Here is a 23,148-nt window from a genome sequence, read left to right on the forward strand (position 1 = left end):
TTTATGCGGCGACGGCTGCCGGCATATGAATAACGTGGAGACACGTAGGGCGGATTACGGCGTTCCGCCTAATCCGCCCTACGTGTTTTAGAATGACGCATGTTTTAGCGGCCGGCGTCGCGCTGCGGCGCGGAGCGCGGCAACAGCATCCGCACCGACGTTCCCGCACCCGGCGCCGACGACACCGTGATACGCCCACCCAGCGCCGCGTTGACGATGTTGTACACGATGTGCATACCCAACCCCGTGCCGCCCTGACCCATGCGCGTGGTGAAGAACGGATCGAACACCCGCCGCAACACTTCCTCCGTCATGCCGACGCCGTCGTCGCTGAAAGTCAGCGCCACCATGCCATCCGCCGCCGCTTCCGCGTGCACGGTGATGGTCCCGCTCTGGCCGGCCTCGAACGCGTGATTGAGCGCGTTGTTCATCAAATTGTTCAGGACCTGATACAGCCCGCCCGGGTACGAGTCGAAGCGTAATCCTTCCTGTATCTCCAGCACCACCTCGCAACCGGCCCGGCGCAGGCGCGGCGTATAGGTGGCGATGGTGTCGCGCACCGCTTCCTGCAGGTCGAACGCGCGCCGCTGGTCGTTGGTCTGGTCGACGGCGATCTGCTTGAACGACGAAATCAGCTCCGCCGCCTTGTGCAGCGAGTTCGATATCAGCTGGCTGGCCGTGCGCACCTCCTCCAGATGCACGATCAATTCCGAGCGGCGCAGCGCGCCGGCTGCGACACGGCTTTCGAAATCCTCGACGCGGTCGAGCAGCGAGGTCGATGCCAGCAGGCTGTTGCCGATCGGCGTGTTGAGTTCGTGCGCGATGCCCGCCACCAGCGAGCCGAGCGAGGCCATTTTCTCCGACGCCAGCAGCTCGACCTGCGTGCGCTGCAAGGTGGACAGCGCGGCGCTCAAGTCGGCGTTGGCGCGTTCCAGCGCGGCCGAGCGCTCCGTCACGCGGCTTTCCAGCGAGACGTTGAGGTCTTTCAGATCGCGCTTGGCTTCCGACAGGCGCAGCTCCGAATGCTCCAGCTGCGCGATGCGTTCGCGCAGCGCCGCGCTCATGGTGTTGAGCGCGCGCGCGAAGGCGGCGATTTCGTCGTCGCCGTCGACCGCCAGCGCCTTGCTGTAGTCGCCCAGTTCCATTTGCGCGGACTGCCCCATCAGGGCGCGCAGCCGGCGGCCGATGCCATGGGTGAAGGCGTAGAACAGCAGCAGCCCGAAGGCCAGGCCGGCCAGCGAGATCACGCCGCCCTGCAGCATGACCTTGTCGCGCGCGTGTTTCAGATCTTCCGTGGTGAGGCCGAAGTTGATGCTGCCGATGCGGTTATCCTGCAGCAGCAGCGGCGAGCGCGCATGGAGCGTCGTGTCGGTGATGATGGTGTGGACGCCCTTGAAGCTGGTGCCGCCACCTTGTTTGAGGATCGCGGGCAGCGGCTCGTCGCGCTTGCCCACTTCGATGATCGGTTGTTCGTTTTCGTCGAGTATCAGCAGATAGCGCAGCAAGCTGTCGTCGGGGTCGGCCAGCATTTCGGCCAGGTAGCCGCTCAGCTCCGGCAAGCGGCCGCGCGTGGCGTAGGGACTGAGGGAGAGATTGAGCGTGACCGCGTATTCCTGCGCGACCCGTTCGGCGTTGGTGCCGACCGCGTGGTTCATCAGCCGGATGCTATTCCATATCAGCAGGCCGACCACCAGCGCCTGGATCACGGCACTGAGTAAAAGGAATTTGGCGCGCAGCGATAGGCTCACAATGGTCGGCTCACAAAGGTCGCTTCGTCATGTCGGGATGGCGGTGCGCCGTCCCGGCATGATGGATTGAAGGTTAAGGCAGCGTCAGGATCACCTTGACGGTGTCGTCCACTGCCGACTTGTCAATATAACCGATTGCCTTGGGGTCGGCGGCAACCGCTTTTTTCACTTCGGCGTTGCCGGCGTATTCCTTCGGCGGCGTGCCTTTACCGGTGAACACCAGCTTGGACCACAGCGCCTTGACCTGCGCGGCGTCCTTGTCGGCGACCTTGCGATAGAAGTCGGCGCGGATCGGTGAACCCTCGGCCTGGTCGATCGGCGTGAACAGCGTCGATTTACCGAGGAAGAATTGCGACGCCTGTTCCGAGAACATGCGGGTGGCCGGATTTTTCTGGCTGACGATGACGACGGTTTCCGCCGACGCCGACAGGGCGAAGGAGGCCATGGCCAGCGCGGACAGCACGAGCGAGATAACGATTTTTTTCATGTGCGCTCTCCAATTAAAATACGAAGTCGAGCGAGGCGCCGACGACGGTGACGCTGTTGCGGTAGCCGGCGGCTGGCGCGAAGATCAGCATGCCCGATTTGGTCTTGGGCTTGACGCGGTCTACCTGCACCTTGAGCGCCAGCGATTTGGCGAAGTCCCAGCGCACGCCGATCAAGTCGGAGCTCTGTTCGGCAGACGTCAAGGTGCTGCGCACGGTCGACGACAGCACGCCCGCGCGCGGGAAGTTGGCCGGCAGGTTCACCGAGCTGCCGGCGTCCTTGGTGGCCGCGTGCGAGTAGTACGGCAGGAACTTGCCGAGGCGGTAGCCGGTCATGAAGTACCAGGCGTTGGTGTCCGGGATGTAGACCGGGTCCTTGGCGCGGCGCTGGGCGTACTCGGTTTGCACCAGGATGTTGTTCCAGTCCATGGTCGCGCCCAGCGATGTGAAGGCGATCTTCTTGCCGTCGGTCAGATTAATGTCGCTCGCGAGCTGCGCGAAGCCGACCTGGCGCAGGGTGGCGCCCAGGCTGTTGATCGGCGCCAGATCCTTGATCTTCAAGTCGGCGCGGGCGTGGCCGACGCGCACCGTGAACGGACCGTATTCGCCGCCCAGGCTAATGCCGGTGGCGGGCGCACGGTAGTTGGCCACCGAGCCGGCGCCGGTCGGCACGAACAGCTTGCCGCGGCTGCGGCCGACGAAGGCCTGGCCGGTGAAGTTGAAGTCGCCGAAGGCGCGCTGGTAGTTGATGTCGGCGCCGTCGGCGTTTTCCATCGGCTCCTGGCCGTACATCTCGATCGGTGGACGCATCATGGTGTTGGCGTAGCCGACGTTCTGGTAGTCGGAGATCAGGAAGATCGGCATGACGATGCGGCCCACTCGCACGCTCACTTCATCGTTGACGCGCGCCTTCAGGAAGCCCCAGGTCAGGTCGGTGGAGTAGCTGTCGCTGGTGGTCTTGCGGGTCAGTACCTGCACGGTGCCGGACAGCCAGTCGTTCATCTTGTAGGTCGCTTGCAAACCCAGGTTGGTATCGAGGCCGATGCGGGCCTTGTCGCCGACGCCTTCGGCTTGGTTGTAGCGGGCGAATTGCACGTCGTCGGTATTGCTCTTGGCGACGCCCAGCGTGCCGAAGCCGCTGATGGTCAGGTTGCCGTCGTCGAGCACGCCGGCCCGCGCCTGCGTGGCGGCGGTGGCGGTCAGGGCGGACAGGACTGCCGCTACTAAAAGTTGCTTTTTCATGTAATCAAAATCCTTGGTCTTGGTCGAGGTATGGTTCAGTTTGTGTATGACAATGCGGGGATGGGGCATTCGTTGCTCACGTTAAACTAATTTCCCAAATGCATGAAATCGAAAGCAATAAAATGTACGATCGTGCTAAAAAGATGTGGTTTTTGTGCGAAAGTCCCGATGGATTCCTGGGGTTGCATGCATCGTCAAGATACTCTTTACGCATATTTGTCAATTTCACAAGTGATCCCACAAACCTTGAGCTGTGTGACTAATAGTTACTAATGCTTGCGATGCCGGGCTCGGCATGGAAGGGCGCGACGGGCATGCGACGTTTTGCCCGTCAGGTATTACAATAGCGGCTCCCAGTTCCCAACCTTCCACCCACGAGATCACTTATATGGCCGTCAATTCCCCTCTGCCCCTCGCCTCCGCCCTCAAGCCTGTCGCCGGCGTCGAAATCGGCTTCGCCGAAGCCGGCATCAAGAAGCCGAACCGCAAGGACGTGCTGGTGTTGAAGGTCGCGCCGACGGCCACCGTGGCTGGTGTGTTCACGCTCAACCGCTTCTGTGCCGCGCCGGTGCAAATCGCCAAGGCGCACCTGGCCGCCGCCAAGGAAAGCGGCAAGCCGATCGCCGCGCTGCTGATCAACACCGGCAACGCCAACGCCGGCACCGGCGAACTGGGTCTGTCGCTGGCCAACGAGACCTGCGCCGCGCTGGCCGCGCAACTGGGCTGCGAGGCGTCGCAGATCCTGCCGTTTTCGACCGGCGTGATCCTCGAGCCGCTGCCGGCCGCCAAAGTCATCGCCGGCCTGCCGCAGGCGATCGCCGGCCTCAAGGCCGACAACTGGTACAACGCGGCCGAAGCCATCATGACCACCGACACCCAGCCGAAGGCCGGCTCGCGCACGGTCACCATCGGCGGCCACACGGTGACCATGAGCGGCATCAGCAAGGGCGCCGGCATGATCAAGCCGAACATGGCCACCATGCTGGGCTACCTGGCGCTGGACGCCAAGGTGGCGCAGCCGGTGCTCGACGTGCTGGTCAAGCAGGTCGCCGACCAAAGCTTCAACTGCATCACCATCGACGGCGACACCTCGACCAACGACTCCTTCATGCTGATCGCCACCGGCGCCGGCACCCTGGAAGTGAACTCGGTCGACTCGCCGGAATACGCCGAACTGGCGGCCGCCGTCGGCGAACTGTCGCTGTTCCTGGCGCAGGCCATCGTGCGCGACGGCGAAGGCGCGACCAAATTCATCACCATCACGGTGGAAGAGGGCGAGAGCGTCGAAGAGTGCCGCAAGATCGCCTACTCGATCGGCCACTCGCCGCTGGTCAAGACCGCGTTCTTCGCCTCCGATCCTAACCTGGGCCGCATCCTGGCCGCCATCGGCTACGCCGGCGTGGATCTGGACGTCGGCAAACTGAATCTGTACCTGGACGATGTCTGGGTCGCCAAGAACGGCGGCCGCAATCCGGACTACAAGGAAGAAGACGGCCAGCGCGTGATGAAGCAAAGCGAGATCACCGTGCGCGTGAAACTGGCGCGCGGCGCGGCGGCGGCCACCGTCTACACCTGCGACCTGTCGCACGACTACGTGAGCATCAACGCCGACTACCGTTCCTAAGATGGCGACGCCCCTCGAACAATTCCTGGTGCGCGCCGAGGCCCTGCTGGCGCGCGTGGAGGCGGTGCTGCCGCAGGCGCCGCGTGAACCCGACTGGAAGCTGGGTTTCGCCTTCCGCTGGCGCAAGCGCAACGGCGGCGGCGCCAGCTACCTGCAAGCGGTGGCGCACGTGTCACCGATCGCGCTGGACGACTTGCAGCATATCGGCCCGCAGAAAGAGCAGATCGAGCAGAACACGCGCCAGTTCGTGCAGGGGCGGCCGGCCAACAACGTGCTGCTCACGGGCGCGCGCGGCACCGGCAAATCGTCGCTGATCAAGGCGTGCCTCAACCAGTTCGGCAAGGACGGCTTGCGCCTGATCGAAGTGGACAAGGCCGATCTGGCCGAGCTGCCGGACATCGTCGACATCGTCGCCGGGCGGCCGGAGCGCTTCATCATCTTCTGCGACGACCTGTCGTTCGAAGAGGGCGAGAGCGGCTACAAGGCGCTGAAAGTGGCGCTCGATGGCAGCATCTCGGCGCAGTCGGACAATGTGCTGATCTACGCCACGTCCAACCGCCGGCACCTGATGCCGGAGCGGATGTCGGACAACACCAGCTACAAGCACGACGAGGACGGCGACCTGCATCCCGGCGAAACGGTGGAGGAGAAGATATCCCTGTCGGAGCGCTTCGGCCTGTGGCTGTCGTTCTACCCGTTCAAGCAGGATGATTACCTGGCCATCGTCGGCCACTGGCTGTCGACGCTGGGCTGCACCGAGGCGCAGATCGAAGCGGCGCGCGGCGACGCTTTGCGCTGGGCCTTGCAGCGCGGATCGCGTTCGGGCCGGGTGGCGTGGCAGTTCGCCAAGGACTACGCCGGCAAGCTGCCGCAGGGCGGCCAGGCATGAGCGGCGGCGAAGCGAAGATCAAACCGGTCGACGTCGCCGTCGGCATCCTGATGAAGCCGAACGGCGATGTGCTGCTGGGCCAGCGCCCGGCCGGCAAACCGTACGACGGCTACTGGGAATTCCCGGGCGGTAAAGTCGATCCCGGCGAAACGATACTGGAGGCGCTCAAGCGCGAGTTCGTCGAAGAGCTGGGGCTGACGATCAACAGCGCCGAGGAGTGGTGTGGTGTCGAATACGTGTACCCGCACGCGCACGTGCGGCTGCATTTCTACATCAGTCGGGATTGGCAAGGCGAGCCGCAAAGCCTCGAAGGCCAGGCGTTCGCGTGGCAGGGCACGGTCGGCGTCGAACCGCTGCTGCCGGCGACGATACCGCTGCTCGAATGGCTGGACGTGGTTCGTCTGGAGACACGTAGGGCGGATTAGGCGGAACGCCGTAATCGGCCGTGGTCGGGCCGCCGACGGCGCATCGATGGCCGATTACGCTGCGCTAATCCGCCCTACAAAAAATATTTGCATCCCTCTGCATCCAAACTCAGCGCTGGCGTGTAGTACTGCTATCAACGGGAAAATCCCGCTGGTTCTTACCACTACTCAGGAGCCTGACATGCAAATCAACCAATCCGCCGCCATCCTCGCCGCCGCCGTCCTGCTGTCCGCTTGCGCCAGCGCCCCGACCTTCGATCAACAGGCTTTGCCGGTGGCCGTGCAAGTGCCAGCAGGTAACAAGGTCGCCATGGAAACCGTCGGCGCCGGCGATATCACCTACGAATGCAAGGCCAAGAAGGACGCCGCCGGCCAGTTCGAATGGACCTTCGTCGGCCCCGACGCCGTCCTGAGCGACCGCAGCGGCATGAGCGTCGGCAAATACTTCGGCCCGCCGGCCACCTGGCAGAACAACGACGGCTCCAAGGTCACCGCCACCCAAGTCGCGGTTGCCCCGGCCGGCGCCGGCAATATTCCATCGCAACTGGTCAAGGCGAATCCGGCCATGGGCGGCGGCGCGATGACCGGCGTCACCTACATCCAGCGCGTCGCCACCAAGGGCGGCGTGGCGCCCGCCAGCGCTTGCAGCGCCGCCAACCTCGGCGCCAAGGAAACCGTGAAGTACCAGGCCGACTACATCTTCTGGAAAGCCGCGTAATTCCGTTGCATAGCCGGCGGTTGCGCGGATGTGATCGGCTATAATCGGCCGACACTCAGCAGATCACCGCCGGGCCGCGCCCAACCTTTTTTTCCCGACTGCTGATGCCGAACGCCCCGGACGGTTTTGACTACGATGCCGCGCTGCACGCCTGTGCCAAAGGCGACCAGCGAGCCTTGCAGCGCCTGTACGAACAGGACGGCCGCCACCTGCTCGGCGTGGCGCTGCGCATCGTGCGCCGGCGCGACGTGGCCGAAGATGTGCTGCACGACGCCTTCGTCAGCATCTGGCAAAAAGCCGCCAGCTTCGACCCGCAACGGGGCGCCGCGCGCGGCTGGATTTTCACCGTCGTGCGCCACCAGGCGCTCAACACGCTGCGCTCGCGCGAGCGGGAAGTATATGCCGAGGCCGACACGCTCGACGCCTTGCAGGAAGACCGGACCGACACCGTGGCCGAACAATTTGAACTGCAGGCCAGCATGGGCCGCTTGAACGATTGCCTCGGCCATCTTGATAGCGCCAAGCGCAACAGCATCGTCTGCGCCTATGTCGACGGCTGCAGCCACAGCGAAATCGCGACGCGGCTGAACGCGCCGCTGGGCACGGTCAAGGCCTGGCTCAAGCGCGGCCTGGCCGCATTGCGGGAGTGCATGGGATGAACGAATCACTGGAGGAATTGCAGCAGCTGGCCGGCGAGTATGTGCTGGGCACCTTGCCGCTGGCGGCGCGCTTGCAAGTGGAGCGCCGCATGCGGGACGAGCCGCTGCTGCGCGCCGAAGTGGATGCTTGGGAGCGCCGCCTGCTGCCGTTGACCGCGCTGGCCGAGCCGGTCGAGCCGTCCACCAAGCTGTGGCCGCGCATCGTCGGCAATCTGCGCCCGCAGGCGGTGACCGATGCTGGTGGATGGCGCCGCTGGTGGGACGATCTTCGGCTGTGGCGCTCGCTAGCGGGCCTGGCGATGGTCGCCTCCTTCGTGCTGGCCAGCATCGTGCTGGTGCGTCCCGACCCGGCACAGCCCGCCTATATGGTGGTGCTGGTGTCGCCACAGGAACGCAACGCCGGCTATGTGGTGCAGGCGAGCCTGAACAACCAGCTGACCTTGACGCCGCTGGAAGGCACGCCGGTGCCGAGCCAGAAATCGCTGCAGTTCTGGACCAAGGGGAAAACCTGGAGCAAGCCGGAATCGCTGGGATTGGTGACGCCGAACCAGCCGCTGAAGGTGGCGCTGGGCAAACTGCCGCGGGTCGAGGCCGGGCAGTTGTTTGAAATCACGCTGGAGCCTGAGGCCGGCTCGCCGACGGGTAGGCCGACCGGGCCGATCCTGTATATCGGCAGAGCCGTTAAGGTCATGTAGGGCGGATTAGGCGGAACGCCGTAATCGGCCATGCATGCGCCGACGTGACGCACGCATGGCCGATTACGCTTCGCTAATCCGCCCTACGTGTTTTAGAAGTTTATCGCGTTCAGCGAACCAGCTTATTCTTCTTCCAGCGGATCTTTCGGCGGCGCGGCGGGGATGGCGTACTTTTCCTCGGCCCAGGCGCCGAGATCGATCTGTTTGCAGCGTTCCGAACAGAACGGGCGATACTTATTCTCTTCCTTCCACTCCACTTTGGCGGAGCAGGTAGGGCAGTCAACTACGGTGGCCATGATAATTCTTTAGAAGTTACAGAGTGTGAGCTCGAATGGTACATCATCTTCCAGCGCCTTGGGTTTCAGGTCGCCGCCCTGGGTGGTAAAGCGCACCCACAGCATGTACTTGTTGGCGGAGATCTCGGGGATCGCGCCCATCGATTCGTCCAGTGTCAGGCGCAGCATCTGATAGACCTTGCCCTGCAACATTTGCTGATAGCTGCCGGCGACGGCGATCATCTTGACCGGGCCGCCGGAGTCGCGTAGCAGGCGCAGCACCAAGGCCAGCGCGTCGAACAACGGCGCCAGCGGCGCGAACCAAGTGGCGATGTCGTTGAAACGCTGTTCGGCCGGCCGCTTTTGCCAGGCGTAATACGACGGCAGATCGAATTCGCAGGCGCCGCCGGGAATGATGGTGCGGCCGCGTATGCTCATCAGCCACTCGTTGTCGCGCACGTTCTGGCCGGTCTTGCCCTGGGCCGCGACGAGTGCGCTGCTCACACCGTCGAGTTCGGCGAGGATGGCGTCCAGGGTTTCGCTCTGGACATTGGGATTCATGCGGTAGCCCAGCAGGCTTTGACGCTGGCGCTCGAGCTCTTGCAGCAGGTCGGACTTCAGGTCGGCGCGGCCGGCCACTTCCAGCATATCGAAGATCGTCGACAGGGCGACGTGATGCTGCATCGGATGTTCCTGATGCACAAAGAATTTGAATTTCTCGTACAGATCCTCTAATCGCAACAACGTGCGGATGCGCTCGTTGAAAGGATATTCGTAGACAATCAAAATAACATCCCTCTATTTGTGGACCTGCGGTGAATTCACGTGATTCTGAAGCAAGCCAAGCAAAAATACAAACGTTGCGAAGGTATTGTTACCGTTCTTTTTGAAAATGCTAGCGAATTTTCATGTACAGGGCGTGTAAACGGTCGATTTGAGGCCCCAAGGCGGCGATTCCGTCGTTATTTTCGATAATGTCGTCGGCGGCGGCCAGCCGTTGCGCGCGGCTCGCCTGGGCCGCCATGATGGCCAGAACCTGCGATTGCGGCAAATTGTTACGCGCCATCACGCGGGCAATTTGCACTTCCTCACGGCAGTCGATGACCAGCACGCGCGCCACCCGGGACCGCCAGGTGCCGGACTCGACCAGTAGCGGCACCGCGTAGATGACATAGCTGCCGGTCGCGGCCGCGCCGGCGGCCAGCGCGCCGTCGCGGATGCGGGGATGGAGGATGGCTTCCAGGCGCGCCTTGGCGCCGGCGTCGGCGAACACCAGCTGGCGCATGCGTGCGCGGTCGAGCGCGCCGGTCGCGTCGGCGAACGCCGGGCCGAATTCGGCGATGATGGCCGGCATGGCCGAGCCGCCGGGCGCGGTCAGGTTATGGGCGATGAGGTCGGTGTCGACGATGCTCACGCCGCGCTCGGCGAACATATTGGCCACCGTGGTCTTGCCGCTGCCGATGCCGCCGGTCAGGCCGATGGAGAAGGGCGCAGTGCTCATGCTGTGGCTTTGCTTTTAATAGTAAGGATAGACGACGCGGGTGAAGGCGGTCAGCGGCTCCCGGTACAGGAAGGTGATCAGGCCGGCGGCGGCCAGATACGGCCCGAACGGGATCTGGTAATCGAAGCCGCGCCGGTTCGCCACCATCAGCGCGATGCCCACCACCGCCCCGACCAGCGAGGCCATCAGCACGATGGCGGGCAAGGTCGCCCAGCCCATCCACGCGCCCAGCGCGGCCAGCAGCTTGAAGTCGCCGTAGCCCATGCCCTCGCGGCCACGCACCAGTTTATACACCCAATAAATGGTCCATAGCGCCAGATAGCCGGCCGCCGCGCCGACTACCGAGTCGTGCAGCGACACGTAAGTGCCGTTGATGTTGATCAGCAGGCCCGCCCAGATCAACGGATAGGTCAGGTCGTCGGGCAGCAGCTGGGTGTCGGCGTCGATGAAGGTCAGCGCGACCAGGAAATACAGCAAGAACAAGCCGCCCAGGCCCTGCCAGCCGGTGCCGAGCTTCCACACCACCAGCGCCGACAGCACGCCGGTCAACAGCTCGATGGCCGGGTAGCGCGGCGAGATCGGCGCCTTGCAGTTGCTGCATTTGCCGCGCAAGGCCAGATAGCTAACGACGGGAATGTTCTCCATCGCCGTGATCTGGTGGTGGCAATGAGGGCAGGCCGAGCGCGGCACCATCAGGTTGTAGCGCTCGATGTGGATCTCCGGCTTGCCGGCTTCGACGGCGCAATAGTTGTCCGACTCGCGCTGCATCATCTTCGGCAGGCGGTGGATGACGACGTTAAGGAAGCTGCCGATCAGCAGCCCGAACAGGCCGGCGATCAGGCTGATGGCCAGGTCGGCGGCGGGGGCGAACAGCAGCGGCGATTGCGGCATCGAGTCGAGCATACGGAGTCATCGTCCCTGGGCGGGCGGGTAGGTGGTCACAGGCCCATATTAAAGCATCACGGCAACATTGCGGGGCGTTTTTCGGGGCTTGCCGCCCCGGACGGCCCGCGCCGTGCCTCTCTCGTTGGGGATATGGGAAGGATATTGAAATGATGGCAATGTGCGGGAGCCGGATATCGGAATTCATATTACAACCCACGCCGCACGGAGCCGTTCTTGCTGTTGTTCATACAGACACCTTTATTTGTAATGTTGGGGTTGATCCTTGAATGCCTGCTGCTGGGCGTGTTCTTCCGGATTTGCCTGCGCAACATCGCGCGCCGCTACGAATCCCGGCTCAAGCAGCTGGAGGAGCGCGAGCGCGTCGCCTTCGATCTGCACGACATGCTGCTGCAAAGCATGCAGGGCGTGCTGCTGCGGGTACAGAGCGTCGGCCAGCGGCTGCCGGCCGGCAGCGCCGAGCGCGACACCATCGAAACCATTCTCGACCAGGCCGACGAGGTGTTGGCCGACGGCCGTCATCAGGTGCTGGCGCTGCGCATGCCGCTGGTGTACGGGGACAATGTCAGCCAGGCGTTCGCGCAGGTCGGACATTCGTTGCGGGATAGTTTCAAGACGCCGTTCCGGATCATCGTCACCGGGCAGGCGCTGCCGCTCGATGGCGAGTTCGGCGAGGAGATTTTTCGCATCGGGCGCGAGGCGCTATTCAATGCGTTTCAGCATGCGCAGGCGAGTCATATCGAGCTGGAGCTGGTATATGGCCGCGAATTCTTTTCGCTGTTCGTGCGGGATGACGGCAAGGGGATCGATGCGCTGGCGTCGGAGGCTGGCTATCGTGGCCTGGCCGGCATGCGCGAGCGGGCCGAGCGCATGGGTGGCGGTGTGGAGGTATTGAGTTTGCCCGAGCGGGGGACCGAGGTGATTCTGAAGGTGCCGGGCAAGGTGTGCTACGTGCCGCATAGCGAGCGCGGAGGACGCTGGCGGCAAAGGCTAGCAGCCTGGCTGGGCCGCACCGAATCGCGTGGCTAATCGTGGACGGGGAGCCCGGCAACACCGCGGAGACAATCCCGGAAACACGTAGGGCGGATTAGGCGGAACGCCGTAATCCGCCATTTATGAGCCGTCGGCGGCGCATGCATGGCGGATTACGCTTCGCTAATCCGCCCTACGTGTCTCCGAGTATCTCGCGCGTCCCGAGCCCCAGCGCATCGCGCGTATCACGCAGGTCTCGAGCCGCCGCGCATCCGTGTATCTCGTGCGTCCCGTTTTTCCGAGGATACTGTTTAAACCACCGACCCCAACTTGAATATCGGCAGATACATCGCCACCACCAGCCCGCCGATCAGCACGCCCAGGATCACCATGATCGCCGGCTCCATCAAGCTCGACAACGACGCCACGGCCTCGTCCACTTCCTCTTCATAGAAATCGGCGACCTTGCCCAGCATGGCGTCGAGCGAACCCGATTCCTCGCCGATGGCGACCATCTGCGTGACCATGTTGGGAAACACCTCGACGTTCTGCATCGCCACCGTCAGGCTGGTGCCGGTGCTGACCTCGTTCTGGATCTTGCGCGTGGCGTCGAGGTACACCGCGTTGCCGGCCGCGCCGCCCACCGAGTCGAGCGACTCGACCAGCGGCACGCCGGCGGCGAACATCGTCGCCAGGGTGCGGGTCCAGCGGGCGATCGTGGCTTTGCGGATGACGTCGCCAAACACCGGCAGCTTGAGCAGCAGCTTGTCCATGAAGCGTTGCATTTGCAGCGAACGTTGCCAGGCGCGGAAGAACAAATAGATCCCCATGCCGATGGTAAAGAAGATCACGTGCCACCAGGTCACGAAGAACTCCGACAGCGCCATGACGAACAGGGTCGGCGCCGGCAGGTTGGCGCCGAAGCTGGCGAACACCTCCTTGAACGCCGGCACCACCCAGATCATGATCACCGCCGTGACGACGAACGCCACCGCGAGAATCGACACCGGATACATCAGCGCCGATTTGATCTTGGCCTTCATGGCCAGCGTTTTTTCCTTGTAGATCGCCAGCCGCGTCAGCAGGTCCTCCAGGATGCCGGCCTGTTCGCCGGCGCCGACCAGGTTGCAGAACAGCGGATCGAAGTACAGCGGGAATTTGCGGAAAGCCTGGTTCAGGCTGGTGCCCGTCTCGATGTCGGCGCGCAGGTCCATCACCAGCTTGGACACAGATGGATTCGAGTGGCCCTTGCCGACGATGTCGAACGATTGCAGCAGCGGCACGCCGGCCTTCATCATCGTCGCCAGCTGGCGCGTGAACAGCGAAATATCCTTGTCGGTGATGCGCTTGCCGCTGCGGTAGGCCTTCTTCTTGACCTTGGTGACCATGATGCCCTGGCGGCGCAGGGTGACGTTGACCACGGCTTCGCCGCCGGCGCGCATCTCGCCGCGCACCGTCTTGCCGGTCTTGTCCTTGCCCTCCCAGGCGAAGATCATTTCCTTGACCTGGTTGGCCGCGTTGCCCGAAGTCGCCATGGTGAATGTCCTATTCGTTGGTACAGCCGAGCACTTCTTCCAGGCTGGTCAGGCCGTTCTTGACCTTCACCAGTCCCGACTGGCGCAGCGACTTCACGCCTTCCTCCTCGGACTTGGCGGCGATTTCCATCGAGTTGCCGTGCGCGAGGATGATGCTTTCGATGGCCGGCGTGATCGGCATGATCTGGTAGATGCCGACCCGGCCCTTGTAGCCGCCGCCGTTGCAGCGCTCGCAGCCGACCGGGCCGTAGGGCTTCCAGCTGCCGTCCAGCTCATGCTGCTTGAAGCCGGCCTTGAGCAGCAGGTCGTGCGAGATCTCGACCGGCTGCTTGCAGTTGCACAAGCGCCGCGCCAGCCGTTGCGCGGTGATCAGGATCACCGACGAGGCGATGTTGAACGGCGCCACGCCCATGTTCATCAGCCGCGTCAGGGTCGACGGCGCGTCGTTGGTGTGCAGGGTCGAGAACACCATGTGCCCGGTCTGCGCCGCCTTGATGGCGATGTCGGCCGTTTCCAGGTCGCGGATCTCGCCGACCATGATGATGTCCGGGTCCTGGCGCAGGAACGATTTCAGCGCCACCGGGAACGTCAAGCCCGCCTTGTCGTTGACGTTGACCTGGTTCACGCCCGGCAGGTTGATCTCGGCCGGGTCCTCGGCGGTGGAGATGTTGATGCCGGGCTTGTTGATGACGTTCAGGCAGGTGTACAGCGACACCGTCTTGCCCGAACCGGTCGGCCCGGTCACCAGCACCATGCCGTAGGGACGCTGGATGGCCTCGAGCAGGATTTCCTTCTGGTCAGGGTCGTAGCCGAGCGCGTCGATGCCCATCTGCGCCTGCGTGGCGTCGAGGATACGCATGACGGTCTTCTCGCCGAACAAGGTGGGCAGGGTCGAGATGCGCAGGTCGATGGTCTTGGTGGGCGAGACGATCAGCCGCATGCGCCCGTCCTGCGGCACGCGCTTTTCCGAGATGTCGAGTTTGGCGAGCACCTTGATGCGCGAGACCAGTTTTTCCTTGATCGAGATCGGCGGCTGGGCGTGCTCCAGTAACACGCCGTCGACGCGGAAGCGCACCCGGTAGAATTTTTCGAACGGTTCGAAGTGCAAGTCCGACGCGCCCATGTTGACCGCGTCCATCAGCATCTTGTTGAGGAAGCGCACCACCGGGGCGTCCTCGACGTCGTTGGGGGTGGACTCGGCCGCCGCCACCGCCGCCGCCGCGCTCTCCTCTTCGGCGAACTGGATGTCCGCTTCGTCGCCGGCCAGGTCCGAAATGCTTTGCTCGCTGGTCTTGTTGAGCCGGGCGAGCAGCTGCAGCAGCGCGTCGTGCGGCACGATGACGGGCTCGACCGTGGACTCGGTCTGGAACTTGATCTGGTCGAGCGCCTGCAGATTGGTCGGATCGGAAATGGCCACCGACATCTTGTTGCCGCGCTTGGCCAGCGCGATGACGCGCTGGGCCTGCATCAGCTTGTTGTCGATGGCCTTGGCCGGCAGCGCGTCGAGGTTGAGCGCGGCCACATCCATCAGCGGATAGGCGAACGTTTCGGCGCAGAAGGCGGCGAGGGCGCGGGCGTCGATCACGCCGCTCGAGAGCAACACGTCGATGAAGGCCAGCTTGTCGTGCACGGATTTTTTCTGCAGCGCCTCGGCTTGCATGGCGGAGAGCCGTCCGGCTTGCAGCAATGCGCGCGCCAACCCCGGCATCGGGGCGCCTGGCGCGGCGTTGGGTAGGACTGCTGCCATAGAAGCATCTATCTTGATAGGGGACGGGCGGTCAAAGAATCATGCTCTTGAGCATTAATTTTGTAAAGCCGTTTGTCGCTGCCAAGAAACGATTGTACGCCCGGGTGTTGCGTTCGCCACGCGGGCTTAGCAATCAGACACCGCGTTTAACCGCGTTTCGTGCCGGGACGTATCAATTTGACGACTTTGATGGATTGATCATGCGCCTGGATCACCTCGATGATGCAGGGGCCGATTTTGATACTGATCGGCGCTTCTGGAATTTCTTGCAACAGTTCCAGCAGCATGCCGTTCAGCGTTTTGGGGCCGTCGAGCGGGAAGTTCAGGCCCAGGCGTTTGTTGACGTCGCGCAGCGCCGTGGCGCCCTCCAGCAGGCACTCGCCCTGCTCGTTCCAGGCAAAGCTGTCGGCGCGGGCGTCGCCCGGCACCGATGTCGTGAATTCACCGATCATTTCCTCGATGATGTCGTCCAGGGTCACCAGGCCCTGCACCTCGCCGTACTCGTCGACGATGATGCCCAGGCGCTCCTTGCGCTCCTGGAAGTACTGCAGCTGCGTGAAGACGCCGGTGTCCTGCGGGATGAAGTAAGGCGTGGTCAGCAGCGCGCGGAAATGCTCGACCGTCAGCTCCTCTTCCTGGTTCAGCAGCGCCACCGCCTTGCGCACGTGCAGGATGCCGACGATGCGGTTGATCTCGCCTTCGTAGACGGGCAGCTTGTTGTGGTAGCAGGTGGTCAGCTCGCGCTTGATCTCGTCGACCGACTGTTCCAGGTCCAGCGCCTCGATCTGCGAGCGCGGCGTCATGATGTCCTCGACGACGATGGTTTCCAGGTCGAACAGGTTGAGCAGGATGCTCTTGTGCTTTTGCGGGATGAAGTTGCCGCCCTCGAGCACGATCGAGCGCAGCTCCTCGGGCGACACGCGCTCGTCCTGCAGGTGGACGACGGCCTTGGTGCGAAACAGCCGCAGCACTTGCGCGACGAACAGGTTGACGAACCACAGCACCGGCTTGAACAGCGCCATCAGCGGCCGCAGCACCACGCTGGTGGGCAGCGCGATGCGCTCGGGATAGGTGGCGCCGATCATCTTCGGCGAGATCTCGGCGAACACGATCAGCAGGAACGCCACCACGCCGGTCGAGATGATGATGACGTTGTCGTCGTGGCCGAAGTATTCGATGGCGATCGACGTCACCAGCGCGGTGGCCATGGCGTTGACCAAGGTGTTGGCGATCAGGATCAGCGACAGCAGCTTGTCGGTGCGGTCGAGCAGCCACAAGGTGGTGATCGCGGCGCGGCTGCCGCGCTTGGCCTCGTGGCGCAGGCGATAGCGGTTGGCCGCCATCAGGGCGGTTTCGGCCATGGCGAAAAAGGCCGAGCACAAGATCAGGAGGGCGAGTGCAAGAAGTTGCACCCATAAGGGCACGGTATCCAATAGTCACCGTAAAGAGTCTGGAAAACTGGTCGCCGTGCAGCGGCTGCAGGCCCAGAGCGTTATCAGCTTGGAATTTTAAGGCATGGATGAGCTAGGTGCAAGTTGGACTAGTTTCATGCCGTAACAATGCCGTAACAATAGATTTGTAAGCTGCGCATGGTTGTGCATTAGAAAAAAATTCTCAAACATCAATACCTCCATCGCCGCGCATCACTGTGCGAACCTCACCCGGGAACCCATGATGAAATCCATAAAGATAACTTTTTTGTTTGTTTTGATGGCCGCCTACAGCGGCCTGGCCGGCGCACAACAGCTCAACACGCAGTTCTGGGGCTGGATCGGTAAGGACCAGCACGGCTACTACCTGGACGGATCGAGCTGGCACTATTGTTTCAGCGATCGGGGCGGTAGCTGCGGTTCCGTCGCGCTGACGACCGGTCATTCCCAGTGTCGCACAACCGGTTTTAACATCGGCGCGAAATGGGCCATTCCGACCAAGATCGGTGGCATGGAAATCAACGCCTCGGCCAACCATTCCTGGTCTGCCTGCAACATCCGCAGCGAAACCGTCACCTGCAGCCCCAAGGTGGGTTGGAAGGGCCGCGCGGTCATCAACTTCAGCGAGCGCCGGGGAAAAATGCGCGTGCTTGGTGCGGATAATTACCTGACGTTGAGGTCGAGCTGCCCGGCCGGCTGGCGGTCCGACTGGATGGGCGGCCCGAGCTGGCGTTGCACGTATGTGGGCGGCGCGTACACCGTCGACGGCTACCTGCCCGAGTGGCGTGGCAGCAGCTGCCAGTACGACAGGATTTGAGGGCGCCGCCACAATGCCTTTCAAACTACATTTTTCCGCGCCCCGCGTCGTTGCGGCGGCAGTCATCGGCGGGTGTCTCCTGATCGCGGCGGGGAGCTACTTCGTTTCCCGCGGCGAGGCTCGGGCGGACAAGGCCGCAGCGCCGTATGTCGATGGTTTTAACGCGCTATTGTCGCGTGCGCCGACGGTCTCCGCCGCGCCGGCGGCGTTGTCCGCCGGGGCGGGCGGCGTCCAGGATCAGTCCGGCTCCGCCGCCGTCAAGCCATTCACTGCGGATGAGGCGGCCGCAAGTCTGCGGGGTTTCGTCGACAAGATACTGAAGCGGGATAACCTGTCGTCGACAGAGGTCGAGGAACTCCAGGTCCGGCTGCTGGCATCGATCGAAAGCGATCCCGCCGTCGGCAAGGCCGTGGCACAGTTTTATCACAACATGCCGGCCGATCAGGCCATGGAGCGCGACATGATCCGGTCGCTGCTGGTCGGGTCGTCGGATGGCCGAGGTATCGTGCTGCAAGAGGCGAACGCGATCTGGGAGGGCAAGAGCGAAGGCAAGTTCGGGGAGATGTACGAGACGTATTTCAACCTGCCGGGCCAGGTGCCGCAAGACGTGATCGTCCGGGCGCTGGCCGATTTGAAGGCGGGCGCGCCAACCGATGAGCGAACCGCCGTCGCGCGGCTCAATTTCATCGGTACGCTCGCGGAGCAGAAAAACGGCGACACCGCCAACCTGCGCGCCGACGCCGTGCCACTCTTGAACCAGGTGGCAGAGGGCCGGGGCAGCGACATCGTGCGGGCGCTGGCCGTGCAGAAGCTCTACCGCCTGAGCTCACCCGGGGAGGCTTCCAATATCGCCATCGCGCAGCTGTCGAAAGGCGCCTCCGGCGACCTGGTCCGGGAAACACTGAGCTCGGTGACCAGCGGCGATGTGGAGCTCACGCCCAACCTGCGTGCGGCGTTGACCACGGCCGTCAAACGTCCGGGCGCCTCGGCTGAAGAGAAGCAGCAGTTCAGCCAGGTCCTGGGACCGCGTGGCTGAGGTGCGCGCCGTGTGGCCATGGCGCTGACGAGGCGTTACTATGGAGCTTACTTCCATATAACGATAAGGGTCGTCGATCATGCGTAAGAACTTTGTTTTGCTTGGCTTGATGTTGGGGTTGGGCGGCGCGGCCGCGCAGGCGGCGCCGCCGAACCAGGCCTTGCTGGCGCAGGCCGAAAAGGCCAAGCCGGAGGCGCTGGCGCTGCTCGAACGGCTGGTCAACATCGACTCCGGCACCTACAACGAAGCGGGGCTGGACAAGGTCGGCGCCATCGCGCAGGAGGAATTGAAAAAGCTCGGCGCGCGCATCGAAGTGCTGCCGGCGTCGCCCGCCAAGTCGAGCAACATCGTCGCCACCTGGAACGGCAAGGGCAAGGGCCGCATCCTGCTGGTGGCGCACATGGACACCGTGTTCGGCGATGGCACGGCGGCGGCGCGGCCGTTCCGCGTCGACGGCAAGCGTGCCTACGGTCCCGGCATCATGGACGACAAGGGCGGCATCGTCATGGCGCTGTATGCGATGAAGCTGCTGCGCGACGCCAAATTCGACGACTACGCCAAGGTGACGCTGATCCTCAACACCAACGAGGAAACCGGCTCGGTGGGCACGCTGGCGCTGATCAACAAGCAGGCGCGCGAACACGATGTGGCCTTCAACCTGGAGCCGGGCCGTCCGGCCGATGGCCTGGTGATTTGGCGCAAGGGCAGCGGCGGCATCGAGCTCGACGTCAAGGGCAAGGCGGCGCACGCCGGCGTGGCGCCGGACGCGGGCCGCAACGCCGCCATGGAGGCGGCGCACCAGGTTCTGCAACTGAGCAAACTGGGCGACGCCGGCAAGCAGACCACGGTCAACTTCACGGTGATCAAGGCGGGCGAGCGCAGCAACGTCATACCGGACGCCGCACACGCCGAGGCCGATGTGAGGGTGGCGGTGGCGGAGGAGTTCGACCGGGTCGAAAAGGACATGGCGCGCATCTCCGCCAACAAGCTGATCCCGGACACGCAGGTGAGCGCGAAGCTGCGCCGTGGCTTCCCGCCGATGCCGCAAAACGCGGCGACCGACGGCATGGCGGCGCGCGCGCAGGCGATTTACGGCGAGTTGGGCAAGAAGCTGACGTTGGAAGGCAGCGGCGGCGCGGCCGATTCGAGCCTGATCGCGGCGGCCGGCGTGCCGACCATCGACGGGCTGGGCATCGTCGGCGGCGGCATCCACACGCCGGAGGAATATATCGAAGTCGACAGCATTGCGCCGCGCCTGTACCTGTTGACGCGGCTGATCATGGACTACAGCAGATAAATCACTTCACGTTGCGCAGGATGAGGGCGTGGCCGGCGATGGTCGCGCCGTTTTCCTGGCGTGCGGCAAGTGGTTCGGCCGCAAGGATTTCAAAACCGGTGGCCTCGGCCAGGCGTTCCAGATAGGCCAAGGTGTGGGCGTAGCGGTTGGTGGGGCGCAAGGTGAAGTCGGCGCCGTCGCCGGCTTCGACCGAGAAGCAGAAGCGTCCGCCAGACCTCAACGCGCGCCGTACGCTCTCGAATACGGGCCGCAGGTCGCCGATGTAGACGAAGACGTCGGCGGCGACCGCGAGGTCCCAGTGGTTTTCGTAGCCGTCCAAATAGCTGAGCAGGTCGGCGCAGGCCAGTTCATCGTAGCCGCCGCGCCGGGCCGCCTTGTCCAGCATCTGCCGCGACAGGTCGACGCCGTCGAGGCGGCGCGAGTAGGCCTTCAGATACGGGGCGCACAGGCCGGTGCCGCAGCCGATGTCCACGGTGTCAAGAGCGGTCGCCGGCGCCACGCGACGGAGCATCGCGTCCAGACAGGCCGGGGTCTGGTAGTCCAGCACCTTCACCAGATGCTCGTCGAAGTGGTTGGCGTATTGGTCGAATAGCGAGCGCACGTATTCGGCCGGCAGCACGGCCGGCGTCTCGCCCACGCCGAGCGACGCCAGCGCGAAGGCGATGGTTTCCGGGTTGTCGCCATGGGCCAGCGCGGCGCGGTAGGCGGCGATGGCCTCGTCGTTGCGGCCCAGCGAGCGCAGGGCGTTGCCGCGATGGTAGTGCGCCAGCGCGTGGTCGGGTTTCAGTTTGAGCGCGTGATCGTAGCTGTCCAGCGCCGCCTCGAATTCGCCAAGCTTGAACAGGCTCGAACCCTGCGCGCTATAAGCCTGCGCCCATTGCGGCCGCAGATGGATGGCGCGGTCGAAGCTTTCCACCGCGTCCGGCAGCAGGCGCAGGCAGTGCAGCGCGTTACCGCGCGCGAACCAGGCATCGGCGTAGCGGTCTTTGATGTTCAGCGCATCTTCCGCCGCGCCCAATGCCTCCAGATAGCGGGCCTGGTCCTGCAGCGCGATGGCGCGGTTGCAGTGCGCCTCGGCGTAATTCGGTTGGATTTCGATCGCGCGCTGGTAACTGAGCAGCGCGTCGTCGAGACGCCCAAGCTTGCGCAGCGCGTTGCCGCGGTTGCTCCAGGCCATGGCGTAGTCGGGCAGCAGGGCGATGGCGCGTTCGTGGCTGGCCAGCGCTTCGTCGGTGCGCCCGGCGTCGAGCAGCGCCGCGCCGAGGTTGGCGTGGGCTTTGGCCTGTTGGCCGTCGATGTCGATCGCTTGCGAGATCAGCGCGATGGCGGTCGCCGCGTCGCCCTGCTGGCGGGCGATCACGCCCAGCAGATGCAGCGCGTCGAACTGGCGGGGATTGAGGTCGAGTACCTGGCGGTACAGCGCCTGCGCCGGCTGGAGGCGGCCCTGCTGGTGCAGTTCGACGGCCTGCTGCAGGAAGGACGCCTCGAGGGCGGAATGGGATTCGGTCATGGTGCGCATCTTAGGGGAGTTCCCGCCGGCGGACAAGCGGGCGGCGATTACGCAACCGGTGATCCCTCACGGATACACGTAGGGCGGATTAGCGCAGCGTAATCGGCCATGCATGCTCCGTTGGCGGCGCGCGCATGGCCGATTACGGCGTTCCGCCTAATCCGCCCTACGTGTTTATACGAGATTTCATCGTCGCCGGCCGCCGGTACACCAATTATCCTCAACTCCCGCGATACGTCGAATACGCCCATGGCGATACCACCAGCGGCACGTGGTAATTCTGCTCCGCGCCGGCCACGCCGAAGGCGATCGTTACCTCGTCGATGAAACGCGGTTCCGGCAGCGCCACCCCCTGCGCGGCGAAATAATCGCCGGCGCCGAAAACCAGCTCGTACTTCCCCGCTTTCATGGTCTCGCCCTCCAGCAGCGGCGCCGAACAGCGGCCGTCGGCGTTGGTGACGTCGGTTTTGATCAACGTGCGCCCCTGCGCGCCGACGGCGTACAACGCCACCTTGACGCCGGCCCCCGGCTTGCCCTGCGTGATATCGAGAACGTGCGTACTGAGCTTGCCCATGGTTGTCCTATATGTGTACGTCATAAGTATCTATTGTACAAATCATATACCGACAGCCGCCCACGCATATATGATTACAGATATATTCCCCATCGACTTGCCGGCGCCCATGACCACTTACGACAACTATCCGCGCGACATGATCGGCTACGGGCCGAAACCGCCCCACGCCCAGTGGCCGAACCAGGCCCGGGTGGCCCTGCAGTTCGTGCTGAACTACGAGGAGGGCGGCGAAAACAACGTGCTGCACGGTGATGCAGGATCGGAAACATTCCTTTCCGAAATCATCGGCGCCGCGTCCTTCGGCAACCGCCACATGAGCATGGAGTCGCTGTATGAGTACGGCTCGCGCGCCGGCTTGTGGCGCCTGCTGCGCATGTTCGAGGAGCGCAAGCTGCCGCTGACGGTGTTTGGCGTGTCGATGGCGCTCAAGCGGCATCCGGAGGCGGTGGCCGCGTTCCAGTCGCTGGGTCACGAGATCGCCTGCCACGGCCTGCGCTGGATCACCTACCAGAACATGGACGAGGCCACCGAGCGCGCGCACATGAAGGAAGCGGTCGATATCATCCGCGAACTGACGGGAAGCGTCCCGCAAGGCTGGTACACGGGCCGCGATTCGCCCAATACGCGCCGGCTGGTGATGGAGCACGGCGGCTTCCGCTACGACTCCGACCACTACGGCGACGACTTGCCGTTCTGGCAAAAGGTCGACTACACGGGCGCCGACGGCAAGGCCGCGACGGCGCCGCAGTTGATCGTGCCGTACACGCTGGACACCAACGACATGCGTTTCGCCGCCGCGCAGGGCTTCAACTCCGGCACGCAGTTCTTCGACTATCTGAAGGACGCCTTCGATGTGCTGTACGCGGAAGGCGATCCGAATGGCTTGAACCAGCCTAAGATGCTGTCGATCGGCCTGCACTGCCGCATCGCCGGCCGGCCCGCGCGGGCGGCGTCGCTGGCGCGCTTCCTCGATTACGTGCAAGGGCACGACAAGGTCTGGATCACGCGCCGCATCGATATCGCCGACCATTGGCACGCCACACACCCATTTGCAGATTGAGGC

The 23,148-nt window shown here is 63.8% G+C and carries 23 protein-coding genes; 11 read left to right on the forward strand and 12 right to left on the reverse strand.

The window, feature by feature from the left end; translation table 11 throughout:
- Nucleotides 1-104: 104 nt before the first annotated feature.
- The 3 genes from AC07P1_RS25510 to AC07P1_RS25520 form a co-directional block, all read right to left on the reverse strand.
- Nucleotides 105-1,748, reverse strand: a complete 1,644-nt coding sequence (locus tag AC07P1_RS25510) for a sensor histidine kinase (RefSeq protein WP_494698462.1) — start codon at nt 1,746-1,748, stop codon at nt 105-107.
- Between the two features lie 73 nt (nt 1,749-1,821).
- Nucleotides 1,822-2,235: a type 2 periplasmic-binding domain-containing protein gene (locus AC07P1_RS25515; RefSeq protein ID WP_494698463.1), complete on the reverse strand. Its 414-nt coding sequence runs from the start codon at nt 2,233-2,235 to the stop codon at nt 1,822-1,824.
- 13 nt (nt 2,236-2,248) lie between these two features.
- Nucleotides 2,249-3,475, reverse strand: coding sequence for a porin (locus AC07P1_RS25520; protein WP_494698464.1), 1,227 nt, complete (start codon nt 3,473-3,475; stop codon nt 2,249-2,251).
- Nucleotides 3,476-3,863: 388 nt separating this feature from the next.
- Between AC07P1_RS25520 and argJ the strand changes: the two genes are divergently transcribed.
- The 6 genes from argJ to AC07P1_RS25550 all read left to right on the forward strand — a co-directional run bounded on the left by argJ (nt 3,864) and on the right by AC07P1_RS25550 (nt 8,485).
- On the forward strand, nt 3,864-5,099 hold the full coding sequence (gene argJ / locus AC07P1_RS25525; protein ID WP_494698465.1) for a bifunctional glutamate N-acetyltransferase/amino-acid acetyltransferase ArgJ: 1,236 nt from the start codon (nt 3,864-3,866) through the stop codon (nt 5,097-5,099).
- A 1-nt stretch (nt 5,100) separates the two neighbouring features.
- The gene (locus AC07P1_RS25530) at nt 5,101-5,988 is read left to right on the forward strand and encodes an ATP-binding protein (RefSeq protein WP_494698466.1); all 888 of its coding nucleotides are present in this window, start codon (nt 5,101-5,103) and stop codon (nt 5,986-5,988) included.
- On the forward strand, nt 5,985-6,413 hold the full coding sequence (locus tag AC07P1_RS25535) for an NUDIX domain-containing protein (RefSeq protein ID WP_494698467.1): 429 nt from the start codon (nt 5,985-5,987) through the stop codon (nt 6,411-6,413). Before AC07P1_RS25530 ends, AC07P1_RS25535 begins: the two co-directional genes overlap by 4 nt.
- 181 nt (nt 6,414-6,594) lie before the next feature.
- Nucleotides 6,595-7,131, forward strand: a complete 537-nt coding sequence (locus AC07P1_RS25540) for a DUF3455 domain-containing protein (protein ID WP_494698468.1) — start codon at nt 6,595-6,597, stop codon at nt 7,129-7,131.
- Nucleotides 7,132-7,235: 104 nt separating this feature from the next.
- Nucleotides 7,236-7,790: a sigma-70 family RNA polymerase sigma factor gene (locus AC07P1_RS25545; RefSeq protein WP_315212118.1), complete on the forward strand. Its 555-nt coding sequence runs from the start codon at nt 7,236-7,238 to the stop codon at nt 7,788-7,790.
- Entirely contained in the window at nt 7,787-8,485 is a 699-nt protein-coding gene (locus AC07P1_RS25550) for an anti-sigma factor (protein ID WP_494698469.1), read from the forward strand. Before AC07P1_RS25545 ends, AC07P1_RS25550 begins: the two co-directional genes overlap by 4 nt.
- Before the next feature lie 122 nt (nt 8,486-8,607).
- Here AC07P1_RS25550 and yacG read toward each other — a convergent pair whose 3' ends face one another.
- The 4 genes from yacG to AC07P1_RS25570 all read right to left on the reverse strand — a co-directional run bounded on the left by yacG (nt 8,608) and on the right by AC07P1_RS25570 (nt 11,152).
- Nucleotides 8,608-8,781, reverse strand: coding sequence for a DNA gyrase inhibitor YacG (gene yacG, locus AC07P1_RS25555; protein WP_090316479.1), 174 nt, complete (start codon nt 8,779-8,781; stop codon nt 8,608-8,610).
- Between the two features lie 9 nt (nt 8,782-8,790).
- The gene (zapD, locus tag AC07P1_RS25560) at nt 8,791-9,546 is read right to left on the reverse strand and encodes a cell division protein ZapD (RefSeq protein ID WP_494698470.1); all 756 of its coding nucleotides are present in this window, start codon (nt 9,544-9,546) and stop codon (nt 8,791-8,793) included.
- Between the two features lie 109 nt (nt 9,547-9,655).
- Entirely contained in the window at nt 9,656-10,261 is a 606-nt protein-coding gene (gene coaE, locus AC07P1_RS25565) for a dephospho-CoA kinase (RefSeq protein WP_494698471.1), read from the reverse strand.
- A gap of 15 nt (nt 10,262-10,276) precedes the next feature.
- Entirely contained in the window at nt 10,277-11,152 is an 876-nt protein-coding gene (locus AC07P1_RS25570) for a prepilin peptidase (RefSeq protein WP_494698501.1), read from the reverse strand.
- A gap of 261 nt (nt 11,153-11,413) precedes the next feature.
- Here AC07P1_RS25570 and AC07P1_RS25575 point away from each other — a divergent pair, with 261 nt between their 5' ends.
- Nucleotides 11,414-12,193: a sensor histidine kinase gene (locus tag AC07P1_RS25575; protein WP_494698472.1), complete on the forward strand. Its 780-nt coding sequence runs from the start codon at nt 11,414-11,416 to the stop codon at nt 12,191-12,193.
- Nucleotides 12,194-12,447: 254 nt separating this feature from the next.
- Here AC07P1_RS25575 and AC07P1_RS25580 read toward each other — a convergent pair whose 3' ends face one another.
- From AC07P1_RS25580 to AC07P1_RS25590, 3 genes are all read right to left on the reverse strand, one after another.
- A complete protein-coding gene (locus tag AC07P1_RS25580; RefSeq protein WP_494698473.1) occupies nt 12,448-13,671 on the reverse strand; it encodes a type II secretion system F family protein in 1,224 nt (407 codons plus the stop codon).
- Between the two features lie 10 nt (nt 13,672-13,681).
- The gene (gene pilB, locus AC07P1_RS25585) at nt 13,682-15,418 is read right to left on the reverse strand and encodes a type IV-A pilus assembly ATPase PilB (RefSeq protein WP_494698474.1); all 1,737 of its coding nucleotides are present in this window, start codon (nt 15,416-15,418) and stop codon (nt 13,682-13,684) included.
- 146 nt (nt 15,419-15,564) lie between these two features.
- Complete coding sequence (locus tag AC07P1_RS25590) at nt 15,565-16,851, reverse strand: HlyC/CorC family transporter (protein WP_494698475.1); 1,287 nt, start codon at nt 16,849-16,851, stop codon at nt 15,565-15,567.
- A 265-nt stretch (nt 16,852-17,116) separates the two neighbouring features.
- On the opposite strand from AC07P1_RS25590, the gene AC07P1_RS25595 reads away from it, so the two are divergent.
- From AC07P1_RS25595 to AC07P1_RS25605, 3 genes are all read left to right on the forward strand, one after another.
- Entirely contained in the window at nt 17,117-17,665 is a 549-nt protein-coding gene (locus AC07P1_RS25595; protein ID WP_494698476.1) for a hypothetical protein, read from the forward strand.
- Nucleotides 17,666-17,678: 13 nt separating this feature from the next.
- The gene (locus AC07P1_RS25600) at nt 17,679-18,701 is read left to right on the forward strand and encodes a hypothetical protein (protein WP_494698477.1); all 1,023 of its coding nucleotides are present in this window, start codon (nt 17,679-17,681) and stop codon (nt 18,699-18,701) included.
- A gap of 109 nt (nt 18,702-18,810) precedes the next feature.
- Nucleotides 18,811-19,998, forward strand: coding sequence for a glutamate carboxypeptidase (locus AC07P1_RS25605; RefSeq protein ID WP_494698502.1), 1,188 nt, complete (start codon nt 18,811-18,813; stop codon nt 19,996-19,998).
- Nucleotide 19,999: 1 nt separating this feature from the next.
- Here the strand turns inward: AC07P1_RS25605 and AC07P1_RS25610 are convergent, their stop codons facing one another.
- On the reverse strand, nt 20,000-21,508 hold the full coding sequence (locus AC07P1_RS25610) for a tetratricopeptide repeat protein (protein WP_494698478.1): 1,509 nt from the start codon (nt 21,506-21,508) through the stop codon (nt 20,000-20,002).
- 220 nt (nt 21,509-21,728) lie between these two features.
- Nucleotides 21,729-22,082, reverse strand: coding sequence for a hydroxyisourate hydrolase (gene uraH / locus AC07P1_RS25615; RefSeq protein ID WP_494698479.1), 354 nt, complete (start codon nt 22,080-22,082; stop codon nt 21,729-21,731).
- A 109-nt stretch (nt 22,083-22,191) separates the two neighbouring features.
- On the opposite strand from uraH, the gene puuE reads away from it, so the two are divergent.
- Nucleotides 22,192-23,145, forward strand: coding sequence for an allantoinase PuuE (gene puuE / locus AC07P1_RS25620; protein WP_494698480.1), 954 nt, complete (start codon nt 22,192-22,194; stop codon nt 23,143-23,145).
- Nucleotides 23,146-23,148: the final 3 nt, after the last annotated feature.

Source organism: Duganella sp. GW821-FHT07F09 (assembly GCF_059418705.1).

What these genes read in the sequence shown, in the direction of transcription:
- coaE (WP_494698471.1), bottom strand. Translation starts at nt 10,261, where the DNA reads ATGAGCACTGCGCCCTTCTCCATCGGCCTGACCGGCGGCATCGGCAGC.
- AC07P1_RS25610 (WP_494698478.1), bottom strand. Translation starts at nt 21,508, where the DNA reads ATGACCGAATCCCATTCCGCCCTCGAGGCGTCCTTCCTGCAGCAGGCC.
- uraH (WP_494698479.1), bottom strand. Translation starts at nt 22,082, where the DNA reads ATGGGCAAGCTCAGTACGCACGTTCTCGATATCACGCAGGGCAAGCCG.
- AC07P1_RS25545 (WP_315212118.1), top strand. Translation starts at nt 7,236, where the DNA reads ATGCCGAACGCCCCGGACGGTTTTGACTACGATGCCGCGCTGCACGCC.
- AC07P1_RS25605 (WP_494698502.1), top strand. Translation starts at nt 18,811, where the DNA reads ATGTTGGGGTTGGGCGGCGCGGCCGCGCAGGCGGCGCCGCCGAACCAG.
- AC07P1_RS25570 (WP_494698501.1), bottom strand. Translation starts at nt 11,152, where the DNA reads ATGCCGCAATCGCCGCTGCTGTTCGCCCCCGCCGCCGACCTGGCCATC.
- AC07P1_RS25580 (WP_494698473.1), bottom strand. Translation starts at nt 13,671, where the DNA reads ATGGCGACTTCGGGCAACGCGGCCAACCAGGTCAAGGAAATGATCTTC.
- AC07P1_RS25550 (WP_494698469.1), top strand. Translation starts at nt 7,787, where the DNA reads ATGAACGAATCACTGGAGGAATTGCAGCAGCTGGCCGGCGAGTATGTG.
- AC07P1_RS25530 (WP_494698466.1), top strand. Translation starts at nt 5,101, where the DNA reads ATGGCGACGCCCCTCGAACAATTCCTGGTGCGCGCCGAGGCCCTGCTG.
- AC07P1_RS25540 (WP_494698468.1), top strand. Translation starts at nt 6,595, where the DNA reads ATGCAAATCAACCAATCCGCCGCCATCCTCGCCGCCGCCGTCCTGCTG.
- AC07P1_RS25575 (WP_494698472.1), top strand. Translation starts at nt 11,414, where the DNA reads ATGTTGGGGTTGATCCTTGAATGCCTGCTGCTGGGCGTGTTCTTCCGG.
- yacG (WP_090316479.1), bottom strand. Translation starts at nt 8,781, where the DNA reads ATGGCCACCGTAGTTGACTGCCCTACCTGCTCCGCCAAAGTGGAGTGG.
- puuE (WP_494698480.1), top strand. Translation starts at nt 22,192, where the DNA reads ATGACCACTTACGACAACTATCCGCGCGACATGATCGGCTACGGGCCG.
- argJ (WP_494698465.1), top strand. Translation starts at nt 3,864, where the DNA reads ATGGCCGTCAATTCCCCTCTGCCCCTCGCCTCCGCCCTCAAGCCTGTC.
- AC07P1_RS25535 (WP_494698467.1), top strand. Translation starts at nt 5,985, where the DNA reads ATGAGCGGCGGCGAAGCGAAGATCAAACCGGTCGACGTCGCCGTCGGC.
- AC07P1_RS25520 (WP_494698464.1), bottom strand. Translation starts at nt 3,475, where the DNA reads ATGAAAAAGCAACTTTTAGTAGCGGCAGTCCTGTCCGCCCTGACCGCC.
- AC07P1_RS25515 (WP_494698463.1), bottom strand. Translation starts at nt 2,235, where the DNA reads ATGAAAAAAATCGTTATCTCGCTCGTGCTGTCCGCGCTGGCCATGGCC.
- pilB (WP_494698474.1), bottom strand. Translation starts at nt 15,418, where the DNA reads ATGGCAGCAGTCCTACCCAACGCCGCGCCAGGCGCCCCGATGCCGGGG.
- AC07P1_RS25600 (WP_494698477.1), top strand. Translation starts at nt 17,679, where the DNA reads ATGCCTTTCAAACTACATTTTTCCGCGCCCCGCGTCGTTGCGGCGGCA.